This is a genomic window from Rodentibacter sp. (genome assembly GCF_057314195.1).
Genome location: NZ_DBHLAM010000020.1, coordinates 19,547 through 43,015, shown reverse-complemented (window position 1 = coordinate 43,015; position 23,469 = coordinate 19,547). Strand labels below are relative to the sequence as shown.

Genomic DNA, 23,469 nt, shown 5'->3' with positions numbered 1-23,469 from the left:
TGCTATTTGTTCAACATAAACCCATCTTTCACTTGGATGGCTTTATATCTTTGCTACATCATATGCCTTTGCTACTGCCGAAAATTGACCGTACTTTTACATCTTAAAAGTAATGATTACGCAAAGTAACGGATTTCGCCGTTACCTGCCACATTTTCCACGCAACGCGGACAAAGGGTCGGATATTGCGGGTTGACGCCGATTTTGTCGGAATAATGCCAGCAACGCGGGCATTTTTCGCCGTTGGAACGCGCAACGCTCACCGCAATGCCTTCCAATTCGCCCTCTGCTGCATTAGCAGGTTTATTCGCCAACGGTTTGACTACTGCTTTGGAAGTAATCAGCACGAAACGGAGTTCATCGCCGAGTTTTTCTAATAACGCGCGATATTCATCGTTGGCATAAACGGTGACTTCCGCTTCCAAACCACCGCCGATCACTTTCTCATTACGGGCGATTTCCAGCACGCGGTTCACTTCGGAACGCACTTTAATCAGGGCTTGCCAGTAAGCGTCGTCTAATTTTTCACTTTCATCTAAGCCAAATAAGCCTTGGTAAAACTCTTCGGTGAACACGAATTCGGCGCGCCGCGTAGCGGTTTTCGGTAAGTAACCCCAAATTTCATCCGCGGTGAATGATAGAATTGGTGCCATCCAACGCACCAACGCTTCTGCAATATGCCATAAGGCGGTTTGGCAACTACGACGGGCAAGGCTGTCCGCTTTGGTGGTGTATTGACGGTCTTTGATAATATCAAGATAGAATGAGCCCATTTCCACCGAACAGAAACGCATTAAGCGTTGCACCACGGCATGGAATTGATAGTTGTCGTAGGCGTCCTTAATTTCGTTTTGCGCCTCTAACGCACAAGCCACCGCCCAGCGATCCAAGCTAATCATCTCTTCCGCTTTCACTGCATCACGTTGCGGGTCGAAGCCGTTTAAGTTTGCCAACAAGAAACGCGCCGTGTTACGGATACGACGGTAGCTGTCCGCCGCGCGTTTTAAGATTTCGTCAGACACCGTCATTTCGCCGGTGTAATCGGTGGACGCCACCCATAAACGTAAAATGTCGCCGCCGAATTTATCCATGACTTCTTGCGGTGTCACGATGTTACCGATGGATTTAGACATTTTGCGCCCCTGACCGTCCACCGTGAAGCCGTGCGTTAATACTTGTTTATACGGCGCCTTTTTATCGGTGGCGGTGGAAAGCATGAGCGAAGACATAAACCAACCGCGGTGTTGGTCGGAACCTTCCAAATACATATCGATGTCTTGACCGTTAAATTCCGGACGATTCGCCACAACAGAAGAATAAGTGGATCCGGAATCGAACCACACGTCCAACGTATCCGGCACTTTGCGATAGGTTTCTGCATCCGCACCTAATAATTCTTTTTCGTCTAAATCCCACCATGCCTGAATGCCAGCTTTTTCTACGCGTTTCGCCACTTCTTCAAGTAATTCCAACGTGCGCGGGTGCAATTCTTCGGTTTCTTTGTGCACAAATAGAGTCATCGGCACACCCCAAGTACGCTGACGGGAAATACACCAATCAGGACGATTTTCCACCATTTTTTCAATGCGCGCTTGACCCCAATCCGGAATCCAACGCACTTGTTTGATTTCAGCCAAGGCTTGTCCGCGTAAACCTTGGGTTTCCATACCGATAAACCATTGTGGTGTGGCGCGGAAAATAATCGGCGTTTTATGACGCCAGCAGTGTGGATAACTGTGTTTAATCTTATCTAATTTCAACAAGTTACCCATTTCTTGTAGTTTTTCGATGACCAACGGATTGGCCTCAAATACGCCTTTGCCTGCAAAGAACGGCGTACTGGAGATAAATTTACCGTCATTTCCCACAAGACCTGCCATTGGCACATTATATTTTTGGCTCACAATAAAGTCGTCCAAACCGTGATCCGGTGCGGTATGCACCAAACCGGTACCGCCGTCAGTAGTGACATGATCGCCTAAAATTAAAGGCACGGTGAAATCATAAAACGGATGATGGAAACGCAATAATTCAAGATCCGTACCTTTCGCCGAACCTAAAATTTCTATATTTTCAATGCTTGTTGCTTTTACGACAGATTCCACCAGTTCCGCGGCTAAAATCACACGTTCGTCACCCAGTTGAACAAGTTGATACTCTAATTCCGGATTAATTGAAATCGCTCGGTTAGACGGCATAGTCCAAGGAGTAGTAGTCCAAATAACTGCAGAAAGTTTGCCACTGCCTTTACCCACGGCATTAAATTTACCTTCAATTTCCACCGCACTTTCCGCCGGGAAACGCACATAAATGGACGGAGACACGCGATCTTCATATTCCACTTCCGCTTCGGCCAAGGAAGAACCGCAATCCAAACACCAGTGCACCGGTTTGGAGCCTTTGTATAAATGGCCGTTGGCAATCACTTTACCAAGGGTGCGGATAATATTGGCTTCGGTATGGAAATTCATGGTCAAATACGGATTATCCCAGTCGCCCAACACACCTAGGCGCACAAAGTCTTTTTTCTGGCCTTCCACCTGCTCTGCCGCATATTCACGGCATTTTTGACGGAATTCCGCCGCCGAAATTTTCTCGTTCGGTTTACCTACCAAACCTTCCACTTTCAATTCAATCGGCAAACCGTGGCAGTCCCAGCCTGGGATATAAGGGGAATCAAAACCCAGCGCGGTTTTGGATTTCACGATAATGTCTTTCAGAATTTTATTCACTGCATGACCGATATGAATGGTGCCATTGGCATAAGGAGGGCCGTCATGCAAGATAAAAGATTTCTTACCTTTGCTTGCCTGACGAATTTTTTGGTAAAGATCTTTCTCATACCAATTTTTCAACATCACAGGCTCGCGTTTGGCCAAATCGCCGCGCATCGGAAAGCCCGTTTCGGGTAGGTTTAGGGTATTTTTATAATCAGTCATGTTCTATTCCAGTGTTGTGTAAAAATTAAAATTTGTTTTAAGCCACTTATTGCGGACTGTGCGTCACATCGCCCCGCCCTGCCAGTAATCCGTCAATGGAAATATCTTCATCCAACGCGTCCCAATGAATACCGCGACGACTGAGCTCATAATTTTCCAGCTCCGCTTTTGTCGCCCGTAGCAATTTTGGAAACCAAACTAAAGGAATACCTAAAATACGCGCATCATCCAGCTCAACCCACATTATGTTTTCATCAAAACGTACATGTTTAGCCGAAGTAGTCATACCAAGTCTCCTTAAATTGTATTTGATTGCTTTCAATAATCGAAAAAATTTCTCTCAATTCTTTAGAATTAAAGCCATCATTTCGTGCTAGGAAAATTTCCAGTTCCAACCAAAATTTTGCTTCCGATTTGGCGTTTCAAATGTGAATATGCGCGGGTTCTAAGGGATTACCTTCATTAGAGTAAAAAAAGAAAATGTAACCTTTAAAACGTAAAATCACCGGCATTATTCAACTCCTTCAAGAAACGTTTTCGCCGTTTCCACATCCTGTGCGATCTGTTTTTTTAAATCCTCAAAGGACGGAAATTTCATTTCGTTGCGGATTTTGTGGCAGAGTTCCACTTCCAACCACTGCCCGTAAAGATCACCTTGAAAATCAAATAAATGCGCTTCTAATAATTGATTCATGCCGTTGATGGTCGGGCGTGTGCCGATATTTGCCACACCGTTAAAAAGCGCGCCGGATTTTAACCGAACCTTTACTGCGTAAACCCCTTTCACCGGATTTACCTGACGGTGCAAACGGATATTAGCAGTGGGGAATCCAATGGTGCGCCCCAGTTCGTTGCCGTGAATCACGCGCCCTAAAATGCGATATGGGCGTCCGAGCAATTTTTCCGCCAGCGCTAAATCGTCCTTAGCCAAGGCTTCACGGATGGCGGTACTACTGATGCGTAGTTCGTTCAGGCAAAAGCTGTGGCTATCTTCCACGGTAAAACCGAATTTTTCGCCCGCTTGTTGCAACATGGCAAAATTGCCCAAGCGTTTGGCGCCAAATTTGAAATCGTCGCCGATACTTAAAAATTTCACATTTAATTTGCGCACCAGCCAATCTTCAATAAATTGCTGTGCGGGCAAGGCGGAAAAAGTGCGGTCGAATTTCGCCACGATCACAGTATCCACGCCTGCCTGTTCAAGATAAAACAATTTATCGCGCAAATGCATTAAACGCGCCGGCGCGTTTTCGGCAGAAAAATATTCGCGCGGCTGCGGTTCAAACAGCATCACCACCATGGGTAAATGCAATTCATCGGCTTTCGCCCGCAAATGGCGCAAAATCGCTTGATGCCCTAAATGCACGCCGTCAAAATTGCCAATAGTCAATGCACTGCCTTGTAAAATCGGGCTTGCATTCGGTAGCCCTCGAATTAATTGCATGACCTCATCCGCGAATAAAAGAATTCCGGCATTATAGCGGTAAGCGAGCGGTTTGTCAGGTGTTCGTCGCGAAAAAGCAGATTGCCATACTAATCTAAAGATAATGTTAATCATGCCGCCAAAATGCACGCCAAACGGCCGCAAAGCCTGAGCGTATTGCCATTGTGTCCTCTCAAAATAGCACCGCATTGAAATCGCTTCCAATGCGGTGCTATTTTGAAGGTTCGGCCGATATCATCACAATCTCAGCATTCTTTCGGCTTCTTTTGCTCGAACTAAGAATTGTTTACGTTCCGCCGTACTCATGCCGCTGCTGGTTCCGGGTAACTTCACGGAAAGTGGGTTTACCGGGCGTCCGTTGATGTGAAATTCATAATGTAAATGCGGCCCCGTCGAAATTCCGGTATTTCCGGAAAGCGCGATACGTTCGCCTTTTTTCACCGTTTGTCCGGCGCGCACTAAAGAGCGACTTAAATGCATATACACAGTTTGATATTCACGCCCGTGACGTAAGACGATATAACGACCCGCGCCACCGCCTTGATAAGCCACTTTTTCCACTAAAGCGTCCGCCGGCGCGATAATTGGCGTGCCTTGCGGCACCGAAAAATCCACGCCCTTATGCGGACGAACCCGCCCCGTCACCGGATGACGACGATTTGGATTAAAAGGCGAAGAAACCCGCGCCTGACGTTGCAACGGATAGCGTGCAAAACCTTTGCCTAAAGTTTCGCCTTGTTGGTTGTAATAACGGCCGTTTGTCGCTTGAACGGCATAATAACTTTTGCCTTCGGCCACGATGTGAATTGCTTCCACGTTGCCTTGACCGGTGAGTTTATCGCTTAAGTATTCACGCGAAACCAATACGGAAAACCGACTGCCTTCTTTGAGTTTTTGTAGGCTGATTTGCCATTGCAATGCGCTGCTCAATTGAGCGATCTGGCGCCCGTCCAAACCTAAGGCGCGCAAACCGTCTGCCAAAGAACCGTTTACTTGGCCTTTCAACACTTCTTTTTTCCAAACGCTTTGTTTTTCTAAAATCTGACGTTTAAATTTGCCTTCCTCCGCCCGTTCATAAATGCGTTCTTCTTTTTCCGAAACGAGCCAATTTAAATATTCCAATTGCTCGCTTTTATCCAAAATCCAATAAAATTGCTGACCTGCCTTCAAACTCTGCAGTTCGGGATAGGAAGCGATAAGTTGTTTCGCTGTATCGTCTTCTAAACCGGAAAGCTCTAATACATCTTTTAACGTGTCGCCTTGCGCAACGGTGTAGCTGAATTGATCGGTAATACGCAGCGCTTGATCTGCCGCGTCTAATAAACCGCTTAAGGCGTCTTGGGCATTTTGCGGAAGCGCGTCGAGTTCATCGAATTGCGGCTTGACTTCTTCAGCTTCGTCATCTTGCGCTTGCAATTCATCGTCGTAAGAGGTGGCGTCATCCTTTTGCGGAGCGTTACCCGGCGGAGTATTTTGTGTCGTTTTGTCGGTTTCTTCGGGATGGAGAGATTGATATTGCGTGTCGTCGATCATTTCCGGCGCAAGCTCGCTTTGCACGCTCGCGTCGGATTGCGCGCGGTCTTTCAGCCCCAACATCGCACCGCTAAAAATAAGCGCCAATGCGACAAAAAAAATCGCCGCTTTAATGCGGGATTTTCGTTTTCGTCTGTCGCGGGCTAATTTAACGTGTTGCAAAACGGGTACCTGATAAAAATAAGACGTCTGTCAGACTGCCAATCGTAAAAGAGGTTCATTTTACATGAAAACGATGAAAAACGGAGGCAAAATTTGCCGTATCGAAACGGAACGCCTTGAGAAAAAAAGCAAAATACGCTAATGTTACGCGCTAAATTTTACACAGGCGACATTATGCAAATTCGTTCCGTGCAACGCGATCCGCTTTCTCCATTAATTGAACTCAAAAATATCAATGTGGCGTTCGAACAAAAAACCGCGTTACAAAATATCAATTTAAACATTTACCCCAATTCCATCATTACCATCGTAGGCCCGAACGGCGGCGGCAAATCCACTTTGCTGAAAATCCTATTAAAATTGCAAAAGCCGACATCCGGCGAAGTGATTTATCACAAAAACGTACGCATCGGCTACGTACCGCAAAAAATTCATTTAGATCACAGTTTACCGCTCACCGTAGAACGTTTTCTCGCCTTAAAAAAAGGCGTTACGGCCGGTGAAATCAGCACCGCATTGGAGCAGCTTTCTATCGCGCATTTGCGTAATAACAATATGCAACGCTTGTCGGGCGGAGAAATGCAGCGCGTGTTATTGGCGCGTGCCATTTTGAATAAACCTAATTTGTTGGTGCTAGACGAACCGACTCAAGGCGTGGATATCAGCGGCCAAGCGGAACTTTATCAACTGATTCAGCGAACCCAACAACAGCTTAATTGCGCGGTGTTAATGGTGTCGCACGATTTGCATATCGTGATGGCCGACAGTAAAGAAGTGTTGTGCATAAACCAACACATTTGCTGCGCCGGCACGCCGGAAACCTTATCGAACGATCCGACCTTTATGCGCTTATGGGGCGACCAACTCTCACAAAATGTCGGCTTTTATACGCATCATCATAATCATCATCACGATTTACACGGCGACGTGTGCGCTTGCAGCGCTTCTGCCGAACGCGGTCAGCATTAAGGAACGCTTATGTTTGAAATTCTTTTTCCGGCCTTGTTAAGCGGCATTTTGCTTTCACTCATCACCGCACCGCTTGGTGCGTTTGTGGTGTGGCGAAAAATGGCCTATTTCGGCGATACGCTATCACACTCCGCCTTACTTGGCGTAGCATTGGGCATTTTCTTACAAGTGAATCCTTACTTGGCAATTGTCATGCTCACGCTACTTCTTGCCGTCGCCATGGTATGGCTGGAAAGCAACACACAATTTTCCGTCGATACTTTACTCGGCATTATTGCCCACTGCTGTTTGTCGCTCGGCGTAGTCACCGTCGGTTTGCTGAAAAACGTGCGAGTGGATTTAATGGGTTATTTGTTCGGCGATTTATTGGCGATCAATTACACGGATTTAATTTACATTAGCATCGGCGTGGTTACGGTATTAGCCGTACTCATTTATTTTTGGCAACCGTTGCTTTCCGCGACGGTTTCACCGGAACTGGCCCAAGTGGAAGGCGTTAACATCAAAAAGATGCGTTTTATTTTGATGATTTTGACCGCCTTGACCATCGCGTTAAGTATGAAATTCGTTGGCGCGCTGATTATCACCTCCTTACTGATTATCCCTGCCGCTGCCGCGCGACGCTTTGCCCGAACACCCGAATCGATGGTTTTCAATGCGGTGCTCATAAGCATGTTCGCCGTCGTCGGCGGTTTATTGCTGTCGGCATTTTACGACACGGCGGCCGGCCCTTCCGTGGTGATTTGTTGCGCATTTTTATTCGCGCTTTCTTTATTCAAAAAAGAACCTTTGTAAGCGCCGCCAACCAGTGAAAAGCATTTGCGCCGCCTCTGAATTCTTGATAAAGTGCGGCCAATTTTTTACGGTATTATTTAGGACAAAAAAATGAACCAGGAATATTTAGATTTTGAACTGCCGATTGCGGAATTAGAGGCAAAAATCGAAGCCCTACGCGCGGCATCCGACAATAAAGTCGATCTCAGTGACGAAATTAAACGCTTACAAAAGAAAAGCGACGAATTGACCCAAAAAACCTTCGCTAATCTGGATGCTTGGCAGGTTTCCCGCATGGCGCGCCATCCGCATCGTCCATACACATTAGATTATATTGAGCATATTTTCACCGAGTTTGAAGAACTCGCCGGCGATCGCGCGTTTGCCGACGATAAAGCGATTGTAGGCGGTTTGGCGCGTTTGGACGGGCGTCCGGTAATGGTAATTGGGCACCAAAAAGGTCGTACCGTGAAAGACAAGGTGAAACGTAACTTCGGTATGCCGGCGCCGGAGGGTTACCGTAAAGCGCTGCGTTTAATGGAAATGGCGGAACGCTTTAAATTACCGATTATCACCTTCATCGACACGCCGGGCGCTTATCCGGGCATTGGTGCGGAAGAACGCGGTCAGGCAGAAGCCATTGCCCGCAATTTGCGCGAAATGGCGCAGTTAACGGTGCCGGTGATTTGTACCGTCATTGGCGAAGGCGGTTCCGGTGGTGCGTTAGCTATCGGTGTGGGCGACAAAGTTAATATGTTGCAATATTCCACTTACTCGGTAATCTCGCCGGAAGGTTGCGCATCCATTCTCTGGAAAAGTGCGGAAAAAGCCTCGACTGCCGCAGAAGTAATGGGTTTGACCGCCGCGCGTTTAAAAGAATTAGGGTTAATCGACAATATCGTGCAAGAGCCATTAGGTGGAGCTCATCGTGATTACGCAACGATGGCAGCGAATCTTAAACAACGCTTAAGAAAAGATCTCGCCGAACTTGACGAACTGGATCAAGAAACATTGTTACGCCGACGTTACGATCGCTTAATGTCTTACGGCTACTGTTAAAGCCATTAAAAAAAGAGCGGTTATGTCAGCCGCTCTTTTTTGATCCTTAAAGAAAAGCTTCAAAAAGAGACGAACATGAAAAACGTACTTTCCATTCAATCCCATGTGGTGTACGGCTTTGCCGGCAATAAATCAGCCACTTTCCCGATGCAGTTGCTTGGCATCGATGTATGGGCGCTCAACACCGTGCAATTTTCCAACCATACCCAATACGGCAAATGGACGGGCATGGTAATCCCGCAGGAACAAATCCGTGAAGTGGTTAGCGGCTTGGATAACATCGAAAAACTACAACAATGCGATGCGCTGCTTTCCGGCTATTTAGGCTCGGCTGAACAGGTTGATCAAATTCTTTACGCCTTGCAACAAATCAAAAAACGTAACCCTAACGTCCTTTATTTGTGCGATCCGGTGATGCCGAATGCAGAAAAAGTCTGCGTTGTGGCGAACGGCGTACGCGAAGCTTTAATTGAAAAAGCGATTCCCGTCGCAGATATTATGACGCCAAACTTAAGCGAATTGCGCGAACTGAGCGATTTCCCTATCAATAGCTTTGACGACGTCTTGCAAGCGGTGCGCGCGTTGCTCGCCAAAGGGGTAAAAAAAGTGTTAGTGAAACACTTGGGCAAAGTGGGCAAAATTAACGATCCCGACACCTTTGAAATCATTATGGCGACACCGCAAGGCATATGGCACTTAAGCCGACCACTTTATCGGTTTGATTTCGAACCTGTCGGCGTGGGCGATTTGATTGCCGGAACTTTCTTGGCAAATTTACTTAACGGCAAATCCGACGTTGAAGCCTTTGAAGCCATGAATAACGAAGTGGCCGGCGTGATGAAAACCACCTTTGATCTCAACTCTTATGAATTGCAAACCATTGCCGCGCGTTTTGAGATCTTAAATCCGAGCAGCAACTACAAAGCCGAAAAAATCGCCTGATGGATCTGTTTTCCGCTTTTGCACGCCAAATCGAACAAACCGCCGTACGACAAGTACTCATTGCTTTCAGCGGCGGTTTAGATTCCACCGCGTTACTTTCGCTTTTTCAAAAACTGCGTGAAAAACGAGCGCATTTCAGTTCCAATCTAACCTTACGCGCCATTCATATTCATCACGGACTCAGCGCCAATGCGGATCATTGGGCGGCACATTGCCTAAATATATGCGAGCAACTCAAAATTCCATTAATCATCGAACGCGTGCAAGTGGACGGTCGCAACGGCATTGAAGCCGCAGCGCGAGAAGCGCGTTACCGGGCGATTCGTCGCCATATTCAGCCTAATGAAGTCTTAGCGACGGCGCATCATTTGAATGACCAAACGGAAACCTTTTTTCTCGCGCTCAAACGCGGCAGCGGCTTGCGGGGACTGGCTTCAATGCGGTGCTCAAACGAACTGTTGGGAATGCCGATTTTTCGCCCGTTACTTAATTTTAGTCGCGAGCAATTGGAAGCTTATGTCCGTACGGAAAAACTGACTTGGATTCACGACGAAAGCAATGACGACGAGCACTACGACCGCAATTTTCTGCGTCATCGAATTTTGCCCGAACTACGCGAACGCTGGCACCATTTTGACGAATCGGTGGCGCGTTCGGCGCAGCATTGCTTTGAACAGCAACAACTTATTGATGAATTACTACAAGAAACCTTCGCGCAACATTGCCAAATGCCGACAGAGTTTCAACTGTTTGATTTCGCCCGATATTCACCCGCCAAACAGGCGGCGCTGTTACGTAAATGGTTGGCGATAAATGGTTGCGAAATGCCGAGTAAATATCGCTTGGAGCAATTGATTCAAGATGTTATTTGCGCCAAAGAAGACGCCAACCCCGCATTTCGGCTTAATGAGAAAGTGCTCCGCAGATACCAATCTTGTTTATATCTTACGAGCGACTTCCTCGATCTTGACGGAATCTGTCTTGAATTGAATGATTCCGTGCTTGTTCTACCCGATAATCTTGGGAAACTTGATTTAACTTGTACGACGGAAAAATTCATATTCCGCTGGCAACGATATTCCATCGAATTACCGCCGACGAATTTGCCGATTTTCGTTCGTTTTGGTTATCAGGGTAAAGTGAAACGTCACCCGAAACGTCCGCGCGAAACCATCAAAAAAATCTGGCAAGAACTTGCTGTGCCGCCTTGGCAACGAACACGAATTCCGCTGATTTTTTACGGCGACGAACTGCAAAGCGCACTTGGTTTTTTCCGTGTTTTCAAGCCGGCAAAAAATTAAATCGGCCGCACCTTTTCCCATTCATTCGGTATTATGCCGCAAATATACAAAACCCGCCGAATGAAGCATAAGTTGGAGTCGCAAAATAGCACCGCATTGGAAGTCGCTTCAATGCGGTGCTATTTTGTGAGGTCAATTCAGGCTTGGGCAACAGCTACATAATTTTGCGTTAATTTGATAGAATGCCCGTGTTTTCATTTCTCACTAAGGAAAGTCAATGTTTGATTCTCTTGTCGTGCAATTCGTGGTGCTTTGGGCGGTCATCGACCCAATCGGTTCGATTCCGGTTTATCTTTCCAAAACCATCGGATTTTCCCTTGAAGAACGCCGCAAAATCGCACGCAACGCAGTAGTCATTTCCGCCGGCATTCTGCTTTTCTTTTTAATCGGTGGCCAAGTACTGTTCGAAGCCATGCAAGTGCCGCTTCCTGCCTTCCAAATCGCCGGTGGTTTGGTACTTTTCTTATTTGCCTTAAGCATGATTTTTGGTGAAAGCAAACCAGAACAAGAAATGAAAATGAAGGCAAATATTACCGAAATCGCGGTCTATCCGATGGCTGTACCGTCGATTGCCTCTCCCGGCGCAATGATGGCTATCGTGTTACTGACGGACAACCATCGCTTTAACTTCACCGAACAATTTATCACAGCGGGAATAATGCTGACGGTGTTGTTGATTACCTATATTTTACTGCTCGCTGCAAACCGTATTCAGCACTTTATCGGTAACTCCGGAGCAGCGATTATTAGCCGTGTGATGGGGTTAATTTTGGCAACGGTAGCGGTGAATAATGTGCTGATTGGGCTGAGAGACTTTTTTACTCATGTGGCATAAAAGACTATGCCAGTCTTTGGTATGCACATTTGTTACACGCTCGAAATAGCACCGCATTCATATCTCATAATCGATAAGTTCATCAAGCCTCAAACAAATTTAGTAATAAAAAAATCTGCATCCTACTTAATCGAAAACAGTTCGATCTTTTGGATGCAGATTTAAATAAGCGTTATTGGTTATGAAATTATTCGCCCAAACGCTCTTTAATACGAGCTGCTTTACCGGAAAGTGCGCGTAAGTAGTAAAGTTTCGCTTTACGTACCGCACCTTTACGTTTCACTACAATGCTATCCACTGCCGGAGAGTGAGTTTGGAATACACGCTCAACACCAACACCGTTAGAGATTTTGCGTAGGGTGAATGCAGAATGCAAGCCACGGTTACGAATTGCAATAACCACGCCTTCGAATGCTTGCAAACGACGTTTGCTACCTTCAACTACCCATACTTTAACTTCTAAAGTATCACCTGGGCGGAAGCTAGGTACGTTTTGTTTTAATTGTTCTTGTTCAAGTTGTTTGATAATGTTAGACATTGTTTGATCCTTTATTGATCCTAGATGTAACTGAAACTAACTGTTATGTTCGGCTTGCGCCTCTTTTAACAGCTTACGTTGTTCGTCAGTCAGAGCTAGGCCTTCTAAGAGCTCAGGGCGTCGGAGCCACGTTCTTTGTAGCGATTGTTTTAATCGCCATTTCCGAATTTCTTCGTGATGTCCCGACATCAGCACGGGTGGTACAGTTAATCCTTCTAACACTTCCGGTCTGGTGTAATGCGGGCAATCTAATAAACCGTCTGCAAAAGAATCTTCTTCTGCGGAGGCTTGTTTGCCTAATACACCGGGAATAAAACGCGCAACAGCATCAATTAATGTCATTGCCGGCAATTCCCCACCGGTCAGAACGTAATCGCCGATTGACCATTCTTCATCAATTTCAGTTTGAATCAATCGCTCATCAATACCTTCGTAACGTCCACATACCAAAATCAATTTCTGATTTTGAGCAAGCTCGGTTACGCCGCCTTGATCGAGTTTACGTCCTTGTGGCGAAAGGTAAATCACCTTTGCGCCTTCTCCTGCAGCTGCTCTCGCAGCATGAATCGCATCCCGTAAAGGTTGCACCATCATCAGCATTCCCGGACCACCACCATAAGGACGGTCATCCACGGTTTTATGCTTGTCGAATGTAAAATCTCTTGGATTCCAACATTCCACTTGCAGAAGATTATGTTTTACGGCTCTACCTGTAACCCCAAATTCCGTAATCGCTTTAAACATTTCGGGGAATAATGAAATCACCCCTATCCACATAAAAAGCCTACTACATTACGTTTGTGCATACTTGAGATTAGAAACCAGCGTCCCAATCCACTTCAATTGTTTTCGTGGTGAGATCGACTCTTTTAACTACTTGTTCATACAAAAACGGAATTAACCGCTCTTGTTTTCCAAAAGCATCTTTCGTATTGGCTTTCACCACTAACACATCATTAGAACCGGTTTCCATCATCTCTGTTACCGTTCCCATTGTATAACCTTCTAAGTTTACGACTGAACAACCAATTAAATCGTGCCAGTAATAATCGCCTTCTTCCAGTTCTGGGAAAACAGATAAATCCACACCAATTTCAACATTTGCTAAAATTTGTGCGGCTTCACGATCATCAACGCCTTTTAATTTAACGATGATTTCGTGATTATGATGACGCCAGTTTTCTAATTCTGTTGGCTGCCACTCACCTTTGATTTTTAAAAACCAAGGTTGATACTCAAAAATGCTTTCAGCTTGTTCTGTTGATGAATAAATACGTAACCACCCACGAATACCGTAGGTTGAGCCTAATTTGCCCACAACTTCAATACGTTGTTGTTCCATATTTCTCACCTATCTTAGCTTAAGAACTAAATCAAAAAGCGAGATTATGCTTTTTGAGCTTCTTTTACCAAGCTCGCAACACGGTCTGAAAGTGAAGCACCTTGAGCAACCCAGTGGTTTACACGCTCAAGATCAACACGAAGACGCTCTGCGTTACCTTGTGCGATTGGGTTGAAGAAACCTACACGCTCAATGAAACGACCGTCACGTGGTGAACGACTGTCAGCTACTACGATTTGATAAAATGGGCGTTTTTTAGCTCCGCCACGAGATAAACGAATGGTTACCATAACCTTCCTCTAATAATTTAATTACAAAAAGAAAACCCTCAAATATCGAAAGTTAAATGAGAGTTAAACTTACTTTTTTCTCTGTATATATAGACAAAAAGCGCGAAAATTCTACACCTTTTGAACAAAAAGGCAAGTTAAAACCGACTTTTAGAAATATAAAAGACAAAATAAAAACAGCCTTACTCTAAAAAATAAGGCCGTTTTGACAAATTTTTTAACGATCAGTAAACACCTTGTGCCAACATCGCATCAGCCACTTTTACGAAGCCGGCAATATTCGCACCGACCACATAATTAATATTCACTTGCTCGGCAACACTACCGTATTTTTTACAGTTTGCATGAATATCCAACATAATGCGGTGTAATTGCGCATCTACTTCTTCAGCGGTCCAATATAAACGTTGCGAACTTTGTGCCATTTCCAAGCCGGAAGTCGCCACACCGCCCGCATTCGCCGCTTTGCCCGGCCCGAATAATACGCCGGCCTCTAAAAATGCGTCGGTCGCCTCAATCGACGTTGGCATATTCGCACCTTCCGCCACTAGCTTCACACCATTCGCAATTAATGTTCGCGCATCGTCAATTTCCAATTCATTTTGAGTTGCGCAAGGAAGGGCGATATCCGCTTTCACTTCCCACGGACGTTTGCCAACAAAATATTGAAGTCCGAATTGTTCCGCATAATCTTTTACACGACCGCGTTTTACATTTTTGATTTCTAATAATGTCGCTAATTTTTCAGTTGTAAAGCCTTCCGGATCGTACACATAACCGGCGGAGTCAGAACAAGTCACCACTTTCGCGCCTAATTGAAGGGCTTTTTCAATGGCGTATTGCGCCACATTGCCGGAACCGGAAACAGAAACGGTTTTGCCGGAAAAGCTGTCGCCTTTTTCCGCTAACATTGCTTGCGCGAAGTACACTAAGCCATAACCGGTTGCTTCCGGACGAATTAAACTGCCGCCAAAAGAAAGACCGCGGCCGGTAAATACGCAAGCGGCTTGGTTAGACAATTTTTTCATATAGCCCGCAAGATACCCCACTTCACGGCTACCGACACCGATATCGCCTGCCGGCACATCGGTATCCGGACCGATATGACGATAAAGTTCCGCCATCAAGGCTTGACAAAAACGCATAACCTCCGCATCTGATTTACCTTTCGGATCAAAATCTGAACCGCCTTTAGCACCGCCTATCGGCAAGGTAGTCAGCGCATTTTTGAAAATCTGTTCAAACCCTAAGAATTTTAAGATGGATAAATTCACCGATGGGTGGAAACGCATACCGCCTTTGAATGGACCGATAGCACTGTTAAATTGCACGCGAAACGCTCGGTTTACTTGAATTTGCCCATTATCGTCGGTCCATGCCACTCGAAACTGAATGGCACGTTCGGGTTCGACCAAACGCTCCAACAAGGCTTCAGAGCGATATTTTGGATTTTTCTCCAAGAACGGCCAGATTGAAGTGAACACTTCACGTACGGCTTGTAAAAACTCGGGCTGGTGAGCGTCACGTTGAGCGATTTTAGTTAAAAATGCGTCTAAGGATGCGACTGTTGACATAATGTGTTTCCTCTTAGTTTCGTTGATGTTGTGTGTTTGTTTTTATTGTGGAACACCGTCTGTAAACGGAGTGGAAACAATATGCAACGCTCAAATTAAGATTACAACGGTTTTATTATCTAATGATTAAAGAAATAAGAAAAAACGAGGAAATATTTAATATTTCCTCGTTTTTAATATATAAAATCTAATTTTGATAACTAAGAAGGGAAATTACGCCTTATTTTTATTTTCCAAATAAAGCCATTCGGCCACTTGTTTGGCAAAGTAGGTCAAAATACCGTCGGCGCCCGCGCGTTTAAAACATAAAAGCGATTCCATAATACATTCTTTTTCCTTCAGCCAACCGTTCTGAATAGCCGCCATATGCATGGCGTATTCGCCGGAGACTTGATAAGCGAAAGTCGGCACGCCGAAATATTGTTTCACACGATACACCATATCCAAATATGGCATACCGGGCTTCACCATCACCATATCCGCCCCCTCTTGCAAATCAAGTGCTACTTCTTGCAAGCCTTCATCACCGTTTGCCGGATCAAGCTGATACGTTTTTTTATCGCCGCCTTTCAAATTACCGGAAGAACCGACCGCATCGCGGAACGGACCGTAATAATTCGACGCATATTTCGCCGAATACGCCATAATTTGCGTATTAATAAAACCGTTTTCTTCCAAAGCCTGACGAATGCGCCCGATACGCCCGTCCATCATATCGCTCGGCGCCACAATATCCGCGCCGGCTTGCGCATGGGACAGCGCTTGCTTCACTAAAATCTCCGAAGTAACGTCATTTAATACATAATTTTCTTCGTCAACAATACCGTCTTGACCGTGAATAGTATAAGGGTCTAACGCAATATCGGTGAGTACGCCAAGTTCGGGATAGGCCGATTTTAACGCACGCACCGCGCGTTGCACCAAACCGTTTGGGTTGTAGGCTTCTTCCGCCATTAAGGATTTTTTACTTTGTTCAACCACCGGAAATAACGCAATAACCGGCACGCCATATTTCACCAAAAGTCCCGCTTCAATCAATAATTGATCGATCGTCAAACGTTCTACTCCCGGCATGGAAGGTACCGGCTCCCGATAATTCTCACCTTCTAAAATAAACACCGGATAAATTAAATCGTCCGCCGTAAGTTTATTTTCCGCGACTAAACGACGGCTGAAGTCATGTTTACGCAAACGGCGCAAGCGACGTACCGGAAATCCGGTAAAAATTTGTTGAGTCATATCGTTATCCTTTATCTATCTCAATATTTAGCAATTTCTGTATGTTGAAGTGGCGAAACAGCACCGTATTGAAATGCGCTTGAACCGATAATGAGAAAGGGGCGGCGCCCCAATCGGTTGATTGTTTACTATTCCGACTTGTCGTCGCCTTCAGAAGATTCGCCCGCCGGCACTTCTGCTTCATCTTCTTTAGGTTGATAAAATCGCGCGACAAGCAAACCTAGCTCAAATAACAAGCACATTGGTACGGCGAGTAAGGTTTGTGAAAAAATGTCAGGTGGAGTCAAAATCATCCCGATAAAAAATGCGGCAACAATAATGTAAGGACGTTTTTCGGAAAGGGATTTCACCGTTGTGACGCCCGTCCAACAAAGCAAAATAATAGCAATTGGCACTTCAAAACAGACGCCGAAAGCAAGAAATAAGGCCAAGGCAAAATCTAAATAACTACTGATATCCGTCGCGATCGCCACGCCTTCCGGTGCGGTTTGAGTAAAAAAACCGAACACGAACGGAAACACTACGTAATAAGCGAAGGCGACGCCGCAATAAAACAGAATCGTACTGGAAAACAGCAACGGATAAATCATGCGTTTTTCGTGCTGATATAATGCCGGCGCCACAAACCCCCAAATTTGATAAAGTAAATAAGGCACGGAAATAAACACCGCTACGATAGCCGTGAGTTTAATCGGTGTGAAAAACGGCGTTTGAATATTGGTTGCGATCATGGTCGCGCCTTTCGGCATTACCGTCATCAGCGGCGCGGCAACAAAATGATAAATATCGTTAGAAAAATACACCAAGGCGACAAACACCAACAGTACGCAAATCACGCAGCGTAACAGACGATTTCTTAACTCGACAAGGTGGCTAATAAGAGGTTGGGATTCATCCACGGTACTCATAAACACTCGCTATGATTGGGATTCTTTTGATTGCGGCTTAGGCGCCAGCGCTACTTCTGTTTCATCCGGCGGATAATAATCGGACAAACGCTCGGTGAGTTCTGCCTGTTCATGGGCTTCCAATGCGGTGAGATCTGAAGCTTCCGAACCTTTTTCAACCGATTTTGGTTGCGTTTGCATGCTTTCACATTCCGTCAAATTCGCAGAACTAGCGGCATTTTCGGCCGTGCTTTTAATTTCTTTAATCTGTTCTTCTACCGTGGTACCGGCTTCGGCTGCCTTTGCTTCCAATTCCGCACGCATTTTGTCTGCTTGTGCTTTTAACTCTTCCACGGTTTTGTTCAATTCAGGTGAAAGGGTCTGCAAATTTAACGCTTCCGCTTTTTTAATGCTGTCCTGCAATTCTTGCAGTTTCAATTCTTGTTTTAGTTCGTTTTGCACATTTGCCGCTAAACCACGAATGGTTTTCACCCAGCCCATTACGGTGCGAATGGCTATCGGCAAACGTTTCGGCCCCAGCACGACCAAGCCCACCAGCATTAATAAAACCAGTTCGGAAAAACCAATATCAAACACGGATTAAGCCTGTTCTTTCTCTTTAGCGGTGGTCTCGGTTTTGGCGGTATTCGCGGCGCCATCGTTAATGGACTTAAATTCCGCATCTTTAACTTGAGATTCGTCGTCTTTCATTGCTTTTTTGAAGCCTTTTACTGCAGCGCCCAAATCAGAACCGGCATTTCTCAATTTTTTTGTACCGAAAACCAATAAAATCACCACTAATAAAATAATCATTTGCGCCGGGGATAAACCAAACATAATAAACTCCGTTCTATAAAAAATGGAAAAATTTGGCGCTGAATATACTCTTTTTGGCTTCGTTGAACAATACCAAGAGGCGATTATTTTCCGCACTTAAACAAAAACCGCGATGATTTCTATCCGGAAATTTAAGAGTTGGAAGAACGGCAAAAATTGCTATAATCACGCCTCATTTTTTATGAGGAAAACAAATATGAACGTCATTTCTTACTGGCAACGCCTGAAAGTTGCGTTTCAATATGCGATGCCGCAGCTTTATTTAACTCGCCTTGCCGGCTGGTTCGCTAAACAACGGTGGGGCGCTGTGACGCATGTTGCAATTAAAGTCTTTGCGAAAAAATACAATATTGATATGAGCATTGCGCAAAAAGAACAATTCAGCGATTACGCCAGCTTCAACGAATTTTTTATTCGCCCGTTGAAACAAAGTGCCCGTCCAATCAACCAAAATAGCACCGCATTGAGCCTACCTGCCGACGGTCGCGTCAGTCAATGCGGTGCTATTGAGGACAATCGTTTATTGCAAGCCAAAGGCCATTTTTTCCGCTTGGAAGATTTATTGGCGGAAGATAAAGAATTAACGGAAACGTTTAAAAACGGCGAATTTATCACCACTTATCTTTCGCCGCGCGATTATCATCGCGTACATATGCCGTGCGACGGCACATTGCGCAAAATGATTTACGTGCCGGGTGATTTATTCTCTGTCAATCCGTTTTTAGCACAGCACATACCGAATCTCTTTGCGCGTAACGAGCGCGTGATCTGCGTATTTGATACCGAATTTGGCACCATGGTGCAAATCCTAGTCGGCGCCACCATTACCGCAAGCATCGGCACCGTTTGGGCGGGCGTGATTAATCCGCCACGTCATAACGAAGTGAAAACTTGGAGCTATGAAGGTGAAAATGCGATCAAATTAACGAAAGGTCAAGAAATGGGCTGGTTCCAACTCGGTTCCACAGTGATTAATTTATTCCAAGCAAACCAGGTACGGTTGGCAGATCATTTGAGCGTAGGCGAACCAGTGCGCGTAGGCGAAATTTTGGCCTATAAAACGAATTCTTAACAAAAAGGAAAACATTATGAATTTTGAACAGGTGAAATTAGAAAGTCTGTCTGAAAAAGGCAGTTACGGTATCGGTTTACAAATCGGTCAACAACTACTCGACAGCCAAATGGATATTTCCGTCGAAGCGGTGGCGAAAGGCATTTCCGACGCCTTAAAACACAATCAACCGGCATTAGAAATCAACGAGTTAATGCTTTCCGTACAACAACTTCAACAACAAGCGGCGGAAGCGCAACAAGCGCAATTCAAAGCAATTGAAGAAGCAGGTAAAGCTTTCTTAGCTGAAAATGCCAAAAAAGATGGCGTAAAAGTAACTGACAGCGGTTTACAATACGAAATCATCACTGAGGGCAACGGCGCCAAACCAGCGGCAACGGATACGGTTCGCGTACACTACGTCGGCACCTTGCCGGATGGCACCACCTTCGATAGTTCCGTAGCGCGCGGCCAGCCGGCGGAATTTCCGGTAACCGGCGTAATTCGCGGTTGGGTGGAAGCCTTACAAATGATGTCGGTAGGCTCTAAATGGAAACTCACCATCCCGCACGAGCTCGCTTACGGCGAACGTGGCGCCGGCGCTTCAATTCCACCGTTTTCGCCGTTGGTATTTGAAGTCGAATTATTAGACATTCTGTAATTTTCCAAATTAAAAAAGCACACTTAAAAACCTCGGATGTAGCAAACGCACTAAACTATCTGAGCGAAGTAGAAGTCACAAACAGCACCGCATTGAAGTCGCCTCCAATGCGGTGCTGTTTTATGAGGTCATTTCGGCTTTGCGCAACAACATAATTTCCAAAAATCTTATTGCTTTTCACCGCACTTGTTTTTTGAATAAAACTTATTCAGCTTGCACGCCTAGATTACCGATTTTCACGCCTAACATACCAAGAGAAACGGCATCTAAATAATCGCCTAAAAATTTGAATAATTCGTTTAATTCAGTAAACGAACGTTGAATTTTCACCTCATTTTCTATGCGACGCACAAATTCGTAACGAATGCCTTTTTCTTCGAAATACGCGGTGAGCGTTAAATAAACGGTTTCAAAAAAATGGCTACGCGCCCCCTCTTCGCCCGGATCGCTAATGCGTACGTTCCACGTGGTGTTAAATAAAATCTCAGTTCTGTTTGACATTTTCTACCTCTTACCGCTTTTTTACTTTAAGAAAAACCCGATTATAAAGTTTCTGTAATCAAAAAATTTATAATCGGGCTTTTCAAAAAATTTCCCCATATGTTTTGCTTTTCGTTGGTAACTGCCTTTACCTTTACGTTTTGTCTCCACACGTTGACGGAATAATTTATCGTACAGCAGTGCCATAATTGCATTATCCTTCACCACACCGCGCGTGTGCTGATAGACATACTGCTTTTCAACCGCGCTTTTTGTTTTTTTAGTCATTCTTTTTCCTCAAAAAAGCCGTGAAGGGATTTTCACGGCGGGCGTATTATACGCGTAAACGTTAAAATTACAAAATCGTCAGCACGGATTCCGGCGGTCGACCGATTTTAGCTTTGTCGCCATTCACCACAATCGGCCGTTCCAATAAGGCGGAATTTTCGCTGATCGCATTTAACAAATCCGCATTGCTAAGTGTAGGATCAGATAAATTCAACGATTGATATAAATCGTCTTTTACGCGCATCATTTGACGCACCTCGGTAATGCCCAACTTTTTAGCCAAATCTTGTAATTCGGCTACGGAATAATGTTTTTGCAAATAAAGTTCGATCGTTGGCCGAACGCCTCGCATTTCTAACAACGCCAAGGTTTCACGACTTTTTGAACAGCGCGGATTATGATAAATAATAACGGACATAGAATTTCCCTTTTGTTAGCTATAACCGGGCCAGATTTTAACTTATAATGACGCAAAACGCTCATTTAGGATTTGATTATGTTAGATATGTTAAGAAGCTGGTATGTGCGCCGATTAGGCGATCCGCAAGCAATGGGATTACTGGCGATTTTGCTGTTCGGTTTTATCGCCATTTATTTTTTCGGCGATCTTATCGCACCTTTACTGATCGCCATCGTGTTAGCCTATTTGCTAGAAATACCGATTCATTTTTTAGATAGCAAAATTAAACTGCCACGCCTACTCGCCACGATCATAGTATTTGGTAGTTTTATCGGCGTAGCGACGGTTTTTTTCCTGGTTTTAGTACCGATGTTATGGAACCAAACCGTTTCCTTGCTTAGCGATCTGCCGGCAATGTTTAACAAACTCAACGAATGGTTACTTGACTTGCCTGAACATTATCCCGAACTGATTGATTATTCGATGATCGATGCCTTTTTCAACGCCGCCCGTGCAAAAATTTTGGGCTTCGGCGAATCGGCCGTGAAACTGTCCCTTGCCTCCATTATGAACTTGGTTTCATTGGGCATTTACGCGTTTCTTGTACCATTGATGATGTTCTTTATGCTCAAAGACAAACGCGAGCTTTTACAAGGCGTAAGCCGTTTTCTGCCGCGCAACCGCAATCTTGCCTTTAAAGTGTGGACGGAAATGCAACAACAAATTTCCAATTATATTCACGGTAAACTATTGGAAATTTTGATCGTGACGCTCGTCACCTACTTAATTTTCCTTATTTTCGGCTTGAATTACCCACTTTTATTAGCCTTTGCCGTAGGGCTCTCTGTATTGGTGCCATACATCGGTGCGGTGCTGGTGACGATACCTGTCGCCTTGGTAGCGCTGTTCCAGTTCGGCATTAGTCCGACATTTTGGTACATCATTATCGCCTTTGCCATCAGTCAATTGTTAGACGGCAACCTTCTGGTGCCTTACTTGTTCTCCGAAGCAGTCAATTTACATCCGTTGATTATCATCATTTCGGTTCTTATCTTCGGCGGGTTATGGGGGTTCTGGGGAGTATTTTTCGCTATTCCGTTAGCAACTTTAGTGAAAGCAGTGGTAAATGCATTGCCACAGGATTAATTAAAAAAGCCTGTTGAAAACGGCCGTTTTTTCATACCAAAGGCAAGCTCATCTTGCCTTATATTTTTCAATTTCCAACACTTCCACCATATCCACGGTGCCAGCTTTAATCCGCCATTTAACGTTAAATTCATATAAACTGATGCCGTAAATCCGCTCGCTCGGTTTGCCTTGTTGATAGGCTGGACGCGGATCTTGCTCAATGACTTGGCGAATAAAACGGGCTAAGTGCGGTCGTTTGACTTCGCATTTCAGCACCGCATTGAAGGCGGGTTCAGTAAAACTGACGTTCAATTTTGCCGCCGGTTTTTCTTGTGCGAAACCGGACTGCGCAGCAGGTTCGCTGTCGGCGTAGGCAATGTACGGTTTAATATCAAAAATCGGCGTGCCATCTACCAAATCCACAGCACCCAAATGCAAAAACACTTTGCCATTGATGCATTCTACTTGCCGTAATTCCACCTTTGACAAGCCGAGCGGATTAGGGCGATGAGTGGCACGCGAGGCGAACACACCGACTCGTTGATTGCCGCCTAAACGCGGCGGACGCACCGTCGCTTGCCATTTTCCTGGTTGAATGTGATCAAAATGGAAAATCAACCAAAGATGACTAAATTGTTCCAAACCGCGCACGGCTTCAGGCGAATTATAAGGCGGCAATAATTCGACAATACCGACGCCATCTTGCACTAAGTTAGGTTGGCGCGGTACAGAAAATTTTTCTTTGTAAGGCGTGTGGATAAAGCCGATAGGCGATAAGGTTAAATCATTCATAAAC

Annotated in this window: 26 protein-coding genes and 1 pseudogene; 9 read left to right on the top strand and 18 right to left on the bottom strand. The window is 45.2% G+C overall.

Translation table 11 applies throughout. From position 1 onward, the window contains the following. Nucleotides 1–116: 116 nt before the first annotated feature. The 5 genes and pseudogenes from ileS to mepM all read right to left on the bottom strand — a co-directional run bounded on the left by ileS (nt 117) and on the right by mepM (nt 6,078). On the bottom strand, nt 117–2,939 hold the full coding sequence (gene ileS / locus ACO59Y_RS02100; protein WP_486130207.1) for an isoleucine--tRNA ligase: 2,823 nt from the start codon (nt 2,937–2,939) through the stop codon (nt 117–119). A gap of 46 nt (nt 2,940–2,985) precedes the next feature. Next, complete coding sequence (locus ACO59Y_RS02095) at nt 2,986–3,225, bottom strand: DUF2442 domain-containing protein (protein WP_486130205.1); 240 nt, start codon at nt 3,223–3,225, stop codon at nt 2,986–2,988. Next, nucleotides 3,209–3,451: pseudogene (locus ACO59Y_RS02090) on the bottom strand (DUF4160 domain-containing protein). The gene ACO59Y_RS02095 and the pseudogene ACO59Y_RS02090 overlap by 17 nt, the downstream one beginning before the upstream one ends. Continuing rightward, the gene (gene ribF, locus ACO59Y_RS02085; protein WP_486130203.1) at nt 3,451–4,383 is read right to left on the bottom strand and encodes a bifunctional riboflavin kinase/FAD synthetase; all 933 of its coding nucleotides are present in this window, start codon (nt 4,381–4,383) and stop codon (nt 3,451–3,453) included. Before ribF ends, ACO59Y_RS02090 begins: the two are co-directional and overlap by 1 nt. 237 nt (nt 4,384–4,620) lie before the next feature. Then, a complete protein-coding gene (gene mepM / locus ACO59Y_RS02080; protein WP_486130201.1) occupies nt 4,621–6,078 on the bottom strand; it encodes a murein DD-endopeptidase MepM in 1,458 nt (485 codons plus the stop codon). 174 nt (nt 6,079–6,252) lie between these two features. Here mepM and znuC point away from each other — a divergent pair, with 174 nt between their 5' ends. The 6 genes from znuC (at nt 6,253) to ACO59Y_RS02050 (ending at nt 11,958) form a co-directional block, all read left to right on the top strand. Beyond that, nucleotides 6,253–7,047, top strand: coding sequence for a zinc ABC transporter ATP-binding protein ZnuC (gene znuC / locus ACO59Y_RS02075; protein WP_486130199.1), 795 nt, complete (start codon nt 6,253–6,255; stop codon nt 7,045–7,047). Nucleotides 7,048–7,056: 9 nt separating this feature from the next. Beyond that, complete coding sequence (gene znuB, locus ACO59Y_RS02070; protein WP_486130197.1) at nt 7,057–7,842, top strand: zinc ABC transporter permease subunit ZnuB; 786 nt, start codon at nt 7,057–7,059, stop codon at nt 7,840–7,842. 90 nt (nt 7,843–7,932) lie between these two features. Beyond that, nucleotides 7,933–8,880 carry an acetyl-CoA carboxylase carboxyl transferase subunit alpha gene (accA, locus tag ACO59Y_RS02065; RefSeq protein ID WP_486130195.1) on the top strand — a complete coding sequence of 316 codons (948 nt, stop codon included), beginning with the start codon at nt 7,933–7,935 and terminating at the stop codon, nt 8,878–8,880. Nucleotides 8,881–8,955: 75 nt separating this feature from the next. Then, nucleotides 8,956–9,822 carry a pyridoxal kinase gene (pdxY, locus tag ACO59Y_RS02060; RefSeq protein ID WP_486130193.1) on the top strand — a complete coding sequence of 289 codons (867 nt, stop codon included), beginning with the start codon at nt 8,956–8,958 and terminating at the stop codon, nt 9,820–9,822. After that, entirely contained in the window at nt 9,822–11,123 is a 1,302-nt protein-coding gene (gene tilS / locus ACO59Y_RS02055; protein WP_486130191.1) for a tRNA lysidine(34) synthetase TilS, read from the top strand. The genes pdxY and tilS overlap by 1 nt, the downstream gene beginning before the upstream one ends. A gap of 217 nt (nt 11,124–11,340) precedes the next feature. Continuing rightward, nucleotides 11,341–11,958 (top strand): MarC family protein, encoded by a 618-nt coding sequence (locus ACO59Y_RS02050; RefSeq protein WP_373603255.1) that lies wholly within the window; start codon nt 11,341–11,343, stop codon nt 11,956–11,958. A 187-nt stretch (nt 11,959–12,145) separates the two neighbouring features. Here ACO59Y_RS02050 and rplS read toward each other — a convergent pair whose 3' ends face one another. The 9 genes from rplS to tatA all read right to left on the bottom strand — a co-directional run bounded on the left by rplS (nt 12,146) and on the right by tatA (nt 18,665). Further along, on the bottom strand, nt 12,146–12,496 hold the full coding sequence (rplS, locus tag ACO59Y_RS02045; RefSeq protein ID WP_021615897.1) for a 50S ribosomal protein L19: 351 nt from the start codon (nt 12,494–12,496) through the stop codon (nt 12,146–12,148). 36 nt (nt 12,497–12,532) lie between these two features. Continuing rightward, nucleotides 12,533–13,273, bottom strand: a complete 741-nt coding sequence (gene trmD / locus ACO59Y_RS02040) for a tRNA (guanosine(37)-N1)-methyltransferase TrmD (RefSeq protein WP_049372779.1) — start codon at nt 13,271–13,273, stop codon at nt 12,533–12,535. A gap of 37 nt (nt 13,274–13,310) precedes the next feature. Then, nucleotides 13,311–13,838, bottom strand: a complete 528-nt coding sequence (gene rimM, locus ACO59Y_RS02035; protein ID WP_005626427.1) for a ribosome maturation factor RimM — start codon at nt 13,836–13,838, stop codon at nt 13,311–13,313. Between the two features lie 44 nt (nt 13,839–13,882). Continuing rightward, nucleotides 13,883–14,128, bottom strand: a complete 246-nt coding sequence (rpsP, locus tag ACO59Y_RS02030; RefSeq protein WP_075915868.1) for a 30S ribosomal protein S16 — start codon at nt 14,126–14,128, stop codon at nt 13,883–13,885. Nucleotides 14,129–14,352: 224 nt separating this feature from the next. Further along, the gene (gdhA, locus tag ACO59Y_RS02025; protein WP_486130187.1) at nt 14,353–15,702 is read right to left on the bottom strand and encodes an NADP-specific glutamate dehydrogenase; all 1,350 of its coding nucleotides are present in this window, start codon (nt 15,700–15,702) and stop codon (nt 14,353–14,355) included. Between the two features lie 213 nt (nt 15,703–15,915). Then, nucleotides 15,916–16,941, bottom strand: a complete 1,026-nt coding sequence (hemB, locus tag ACO59Y_RS02020; protein ID WP_373603259.1) for a porphobilinogen synthase — start codon at nt 16,939–16,941, stop codon at nt 15,916–15,918. 128 nt (nt 16,942–17,069) lie between these two features. Next, entirely contained in the window at nt 17,070–17,849 is a 780-nt protein-coding gene (gene tatC / locus ACO59Y_RS02015) for a twin-arginine translocase subunit TatC (RefSeq protein WP_486130185.1), read from the bottom strand. Between the two features lie 9 nt (nt 17,850–17,858). Then, nucleotides 17,859–18,425, bottom strand: coding sequence for a Sec-independent protein translocase protein TatB (gene tatB / locus ACO59Y_RS02010; protein WP_486130183.1), 567 nt, complete (start codon nt 18,423–18,425; stop codon nt 17,859–17,861). Between the two features lie 3 nt (nt 18,426–18,428). Then, the gene (gene tatA, locus ACO59Y_RS02005; RefSeq protein ID WP_373603262.1) at nt 18,429–18,665 is read right to left on the bottom strand and encodes a twin-arginine translocase TatA/TatE family subunit; all 237 of its coding nucleotides are present in this window, start codon (nt 18,663–18,665) and stop codon (nt 18,429–18,431) included. Nucleotides 18,666–18,861: 196 nt separating this feature from the next. On the opposite strand from tatA, the gene asd reads away from it, so the two are divergent. After that, nucleotides 18,862–19,737: an archaetidylserine decarboxylase gene (gene asd / locus ACO59Y_RS02000; protein ID WP_486130181.1), complete on the top strand. Its 876-nt coding sequence runs from the start codon at nt 18,862–18,864 to the stop codon at nt 19,735–19,737. A 16-nt stretch (nt 19,738–19,753) separates the two neighbouring features. Beyond that, entirely contained in the window at nt 19,754–20,377 is a 624-nt protein-coding gene (gene bamJ / locus ACO59Y_RS01995; protein WP_373603263.1) for a BamJ family beta-barrel-assembly machinery protein, read from the top strand. 204 nt (nt 20,378–20,581) lie between these two features. Here bamJ and ACO59Y_RS01990 read toward each other — a convergent pair whose 3' ends face one another. The 3 genes from ACO59Y_RS01990 to arsC all read right to left on the bottom strand — a co-directional run bounded on the left by ACO59Y_RS01990 (nt 20,582) and on the right by arsC (nt 21,563). After that, nucleotides 20,582–20,878 carry a DUF5377 family protein gene (locus ACO59Y_RS01990; protein ID WP_373603264.1) on the bottom strand — a complete coding sequence of 99 codons (297 nt, stop codon included), beginning with the start codon at nt 20,876–20,878 and terminating at the stop codon, nt 20,582–20,584. A 21-nt stretch (nt 20,879–20,899) separates the two neighbouring features. After that, nucleotides 20,900–21,145 carry an alternative ribosome-rescue factor A gene (locus tag ACO59Y_RS01985; protein WP_486130178.1) on the bottom strand — a complete coding sequence of 82 codons (246 nt, stop codon included), beginning with the start codon at nt 21,143–21,145 and terminating at the stop codon, nt 20,900–20,902. Between the two features lie 67 nt (nt 21,146–21,212). Beyond that, nucleotides 21,213–21,563 carry an arsenate reductase (glutaredoxin) gene (gene arsC / locus ACO59Y_RS01980; protein ID WP_486130176.1) on the bottom strand — a complete coding sequence of 117 codons (351 nt, stop codon included), beginning with the start codon at nt 21,561–21,563 and terminating at the stop codon, nt 21,213–21,215. A gap of 78 nt (nt 21,564–21,641) precedes the next feature. Between arsC and ACO59Y_RS01975 the strand changes: the two genes are divergently transcribed. Then, the gene (locus tag ACO59Y_RS01975) at nt 21,642–22,691 is read left to right on the top strand and encodes an AI-2E family transporter (protein ID WP_373603267.1); all 1,050 of its coding nucleotides are present in this window, start codon (nt 21,642–21,644) and stop codon (nt 22,689–22,691) included. Between the two features lie 48 nt (nt 22,692–22,739). Here the strand turns inward: ACO59Y_RS01975 and tsaA are convergent, their stop codons facing one another. Continuing rightward, nucleotides 22,740–23,465 carry a tRNA (N6-threonylcarbamoyladenosine(37)-N6)-methyltransferase TrmO gene (gene tsaA / locus ACO59Y_RS01970; protein ID WP_486130174.1) on the bottom strand — a complete coding sequence of 242 codons (726 nt, stop codon included), beginning with the start codon at nt 23,463–23,465 and terminating at the stop codon, nt 22,740–22,742. Between the last annotated feature and the right edge of the window lie 4 nt (nt 23,466–23,469).

Bases quoted from the DNA above. Each gene is read 5' to 3' on its own strand.
- asd (WP_486130181.1), top strand. From the start codon at position 18,862: ATGAACGTCATTTCTTACTGGCAACGCCTGAAAGTTGCGTTTCAATAT.
- trmD (WP_049372779.1), bottom strand. From the start codon at position 13,273: ATGTGGATAGGGGTGATTTCATTATTCCCCGAAATGTTTAAAGCGATT.
- ACO59Y_RS01975 (WP_373603267.1), top strand. From the start codon at position 21,642: ATGTTAGATATGTTAAGAAGCTGGTATGTGCGCCGATTAGGCGATCCG.
- gdhA (WP_486130187.1), bottom strand. From the start codon at position 15,702: ATGTCAACAGTCGCATCCTTAGACGCATTTTTAACTAAAATCGCTCAA.
- tilS (WP_486130191.1), top strand. From the start codon at position 9,822: ATGGATCTGTTTTCCGCTTTTGCACGCCAAATCGAACAAACCGCCGTA.
- znuB (WP_486130197.1), top strand. From the start codon at position 7,057: ATGTTTGAAATTCTTTTTCCGGCCTTGTTAAGCGGCATTTTGCTTTCA.
- bamJ (WP_373603263.1), top strand. From the start codon at position 19,754: ATGAATTTTGAACAGGTGAAATTAGAAAGTCTGTCTGAAAAAGGCAGT.
- accA (WP_486130195.1), top strand. From the start codon at position 7,933: ATGAACCAGGAATATTTAGATTTTGAACTGCCGATTGCGGAATTAGAG.
- ribF (WP_486130203.1), bottom strand. From the start codon at position 4,383: ATGCAATTAATTCGAGGGCTACCGAATGCAAGCCCGATTTTACAAGGC.
- arsC (WP_486130176.1), bottom strand. From the start codon at position 21,563: ATGTCCGTTATTATTTATCATAATCCGCGCTGTTCAAAAAGTCGTGAA.
- ACO59Y_RS01990 (WP_373603264.1), bottom strand. From the start codon at position 20,878: ATGTCAAACAGAACTGAGATTTTATTTAACACCACGTGGAACGTACGC.
- ACO59Y_RS01985 (WP_486130178.1), bottom strand. From the start codon at position 21,145: ATGACTAAAAAAACAAAAAGCGCGGTTGAAAAGCAGTATGTCTATCAG.
- rpsP (WP_075915868.1), bottom strand. From the start codon at position 14,128: ATGGTAACCATTCGTTTATCTCGTGGCGGAGCTAAAAAACGCCCATTT.
- znuC (WP_486130199.1), top strand. From the start codon at position 6,253: ATGCAAATTCGTTCCGTGCAACGCGATCCGCTTTCTCCATTAATTGAA.
- hemB (WP_373603259.1), bottom strand. From the start codon at position 16,941: ATGACTCAACAAATTTTTACCGGATTTCCGGTACGTCGCTTGCGCCGT.
- pdxY (WP_486130193.1), top strand. From the start codon at position 8,956: ATGAAAAACGTACTTTCCATTCAATCCCATGTGGTGTACGGCTTTGCC.
- rimM (WP_005626427.1), bottom strand. From the start codon at position 13,838: ATGGAACAACAACGTATTGAAGTTGTGGGCAAATTAGGCTCAACCTAC.
- ileS (WP_486130207.1), bottom strand. From the start codon at position 2,939: ATGACTGATTATAAAAATACCCTAAACCTACCCGAAACGGGCTTTCCG.
- ACO59Y_RS02095 (WP_486130205.1), bottom strand. From the start codon at position 3,225: ATGACTACTTCGGCTAAACATGTACGTTTTGATGAAAACATAATGTGG.
- tsaA (WP_486130174.1), bottom strand. From the start codon at position 23,465: ATGAATGATTTAACCTTATCGCCTATCGGCTTTATCCACACGCCTTAC.
- rplS (WP_021615897.1), bottom strand. From the start codon at position 12,496: ATGTCTAACATTATCAAACAACTTGAACAAGAACAATTAAAACAAAAC.
- ACO59Y_RS02050 (WP_373603255.1), top strand. From the start codon at position 11,341: ATGTTTGATTCTCTTGTCGTGCAATTCGTGGTGCTTTGGGCGGTCATC.
- tatA (WP_373603262.1), bottom strand. From the start codon at position 18,665: ATGTTTGGTTTATCCCCGGCGCAAATGATTATTTTATTAGTGGTGATT.
- tatC (WP_486130185.1), bottom strand. From the start codon at position 17,849: ATGAGTACCGTGGATGAATCCCAACCTCTTATTAGCCACCTTGTCGAG.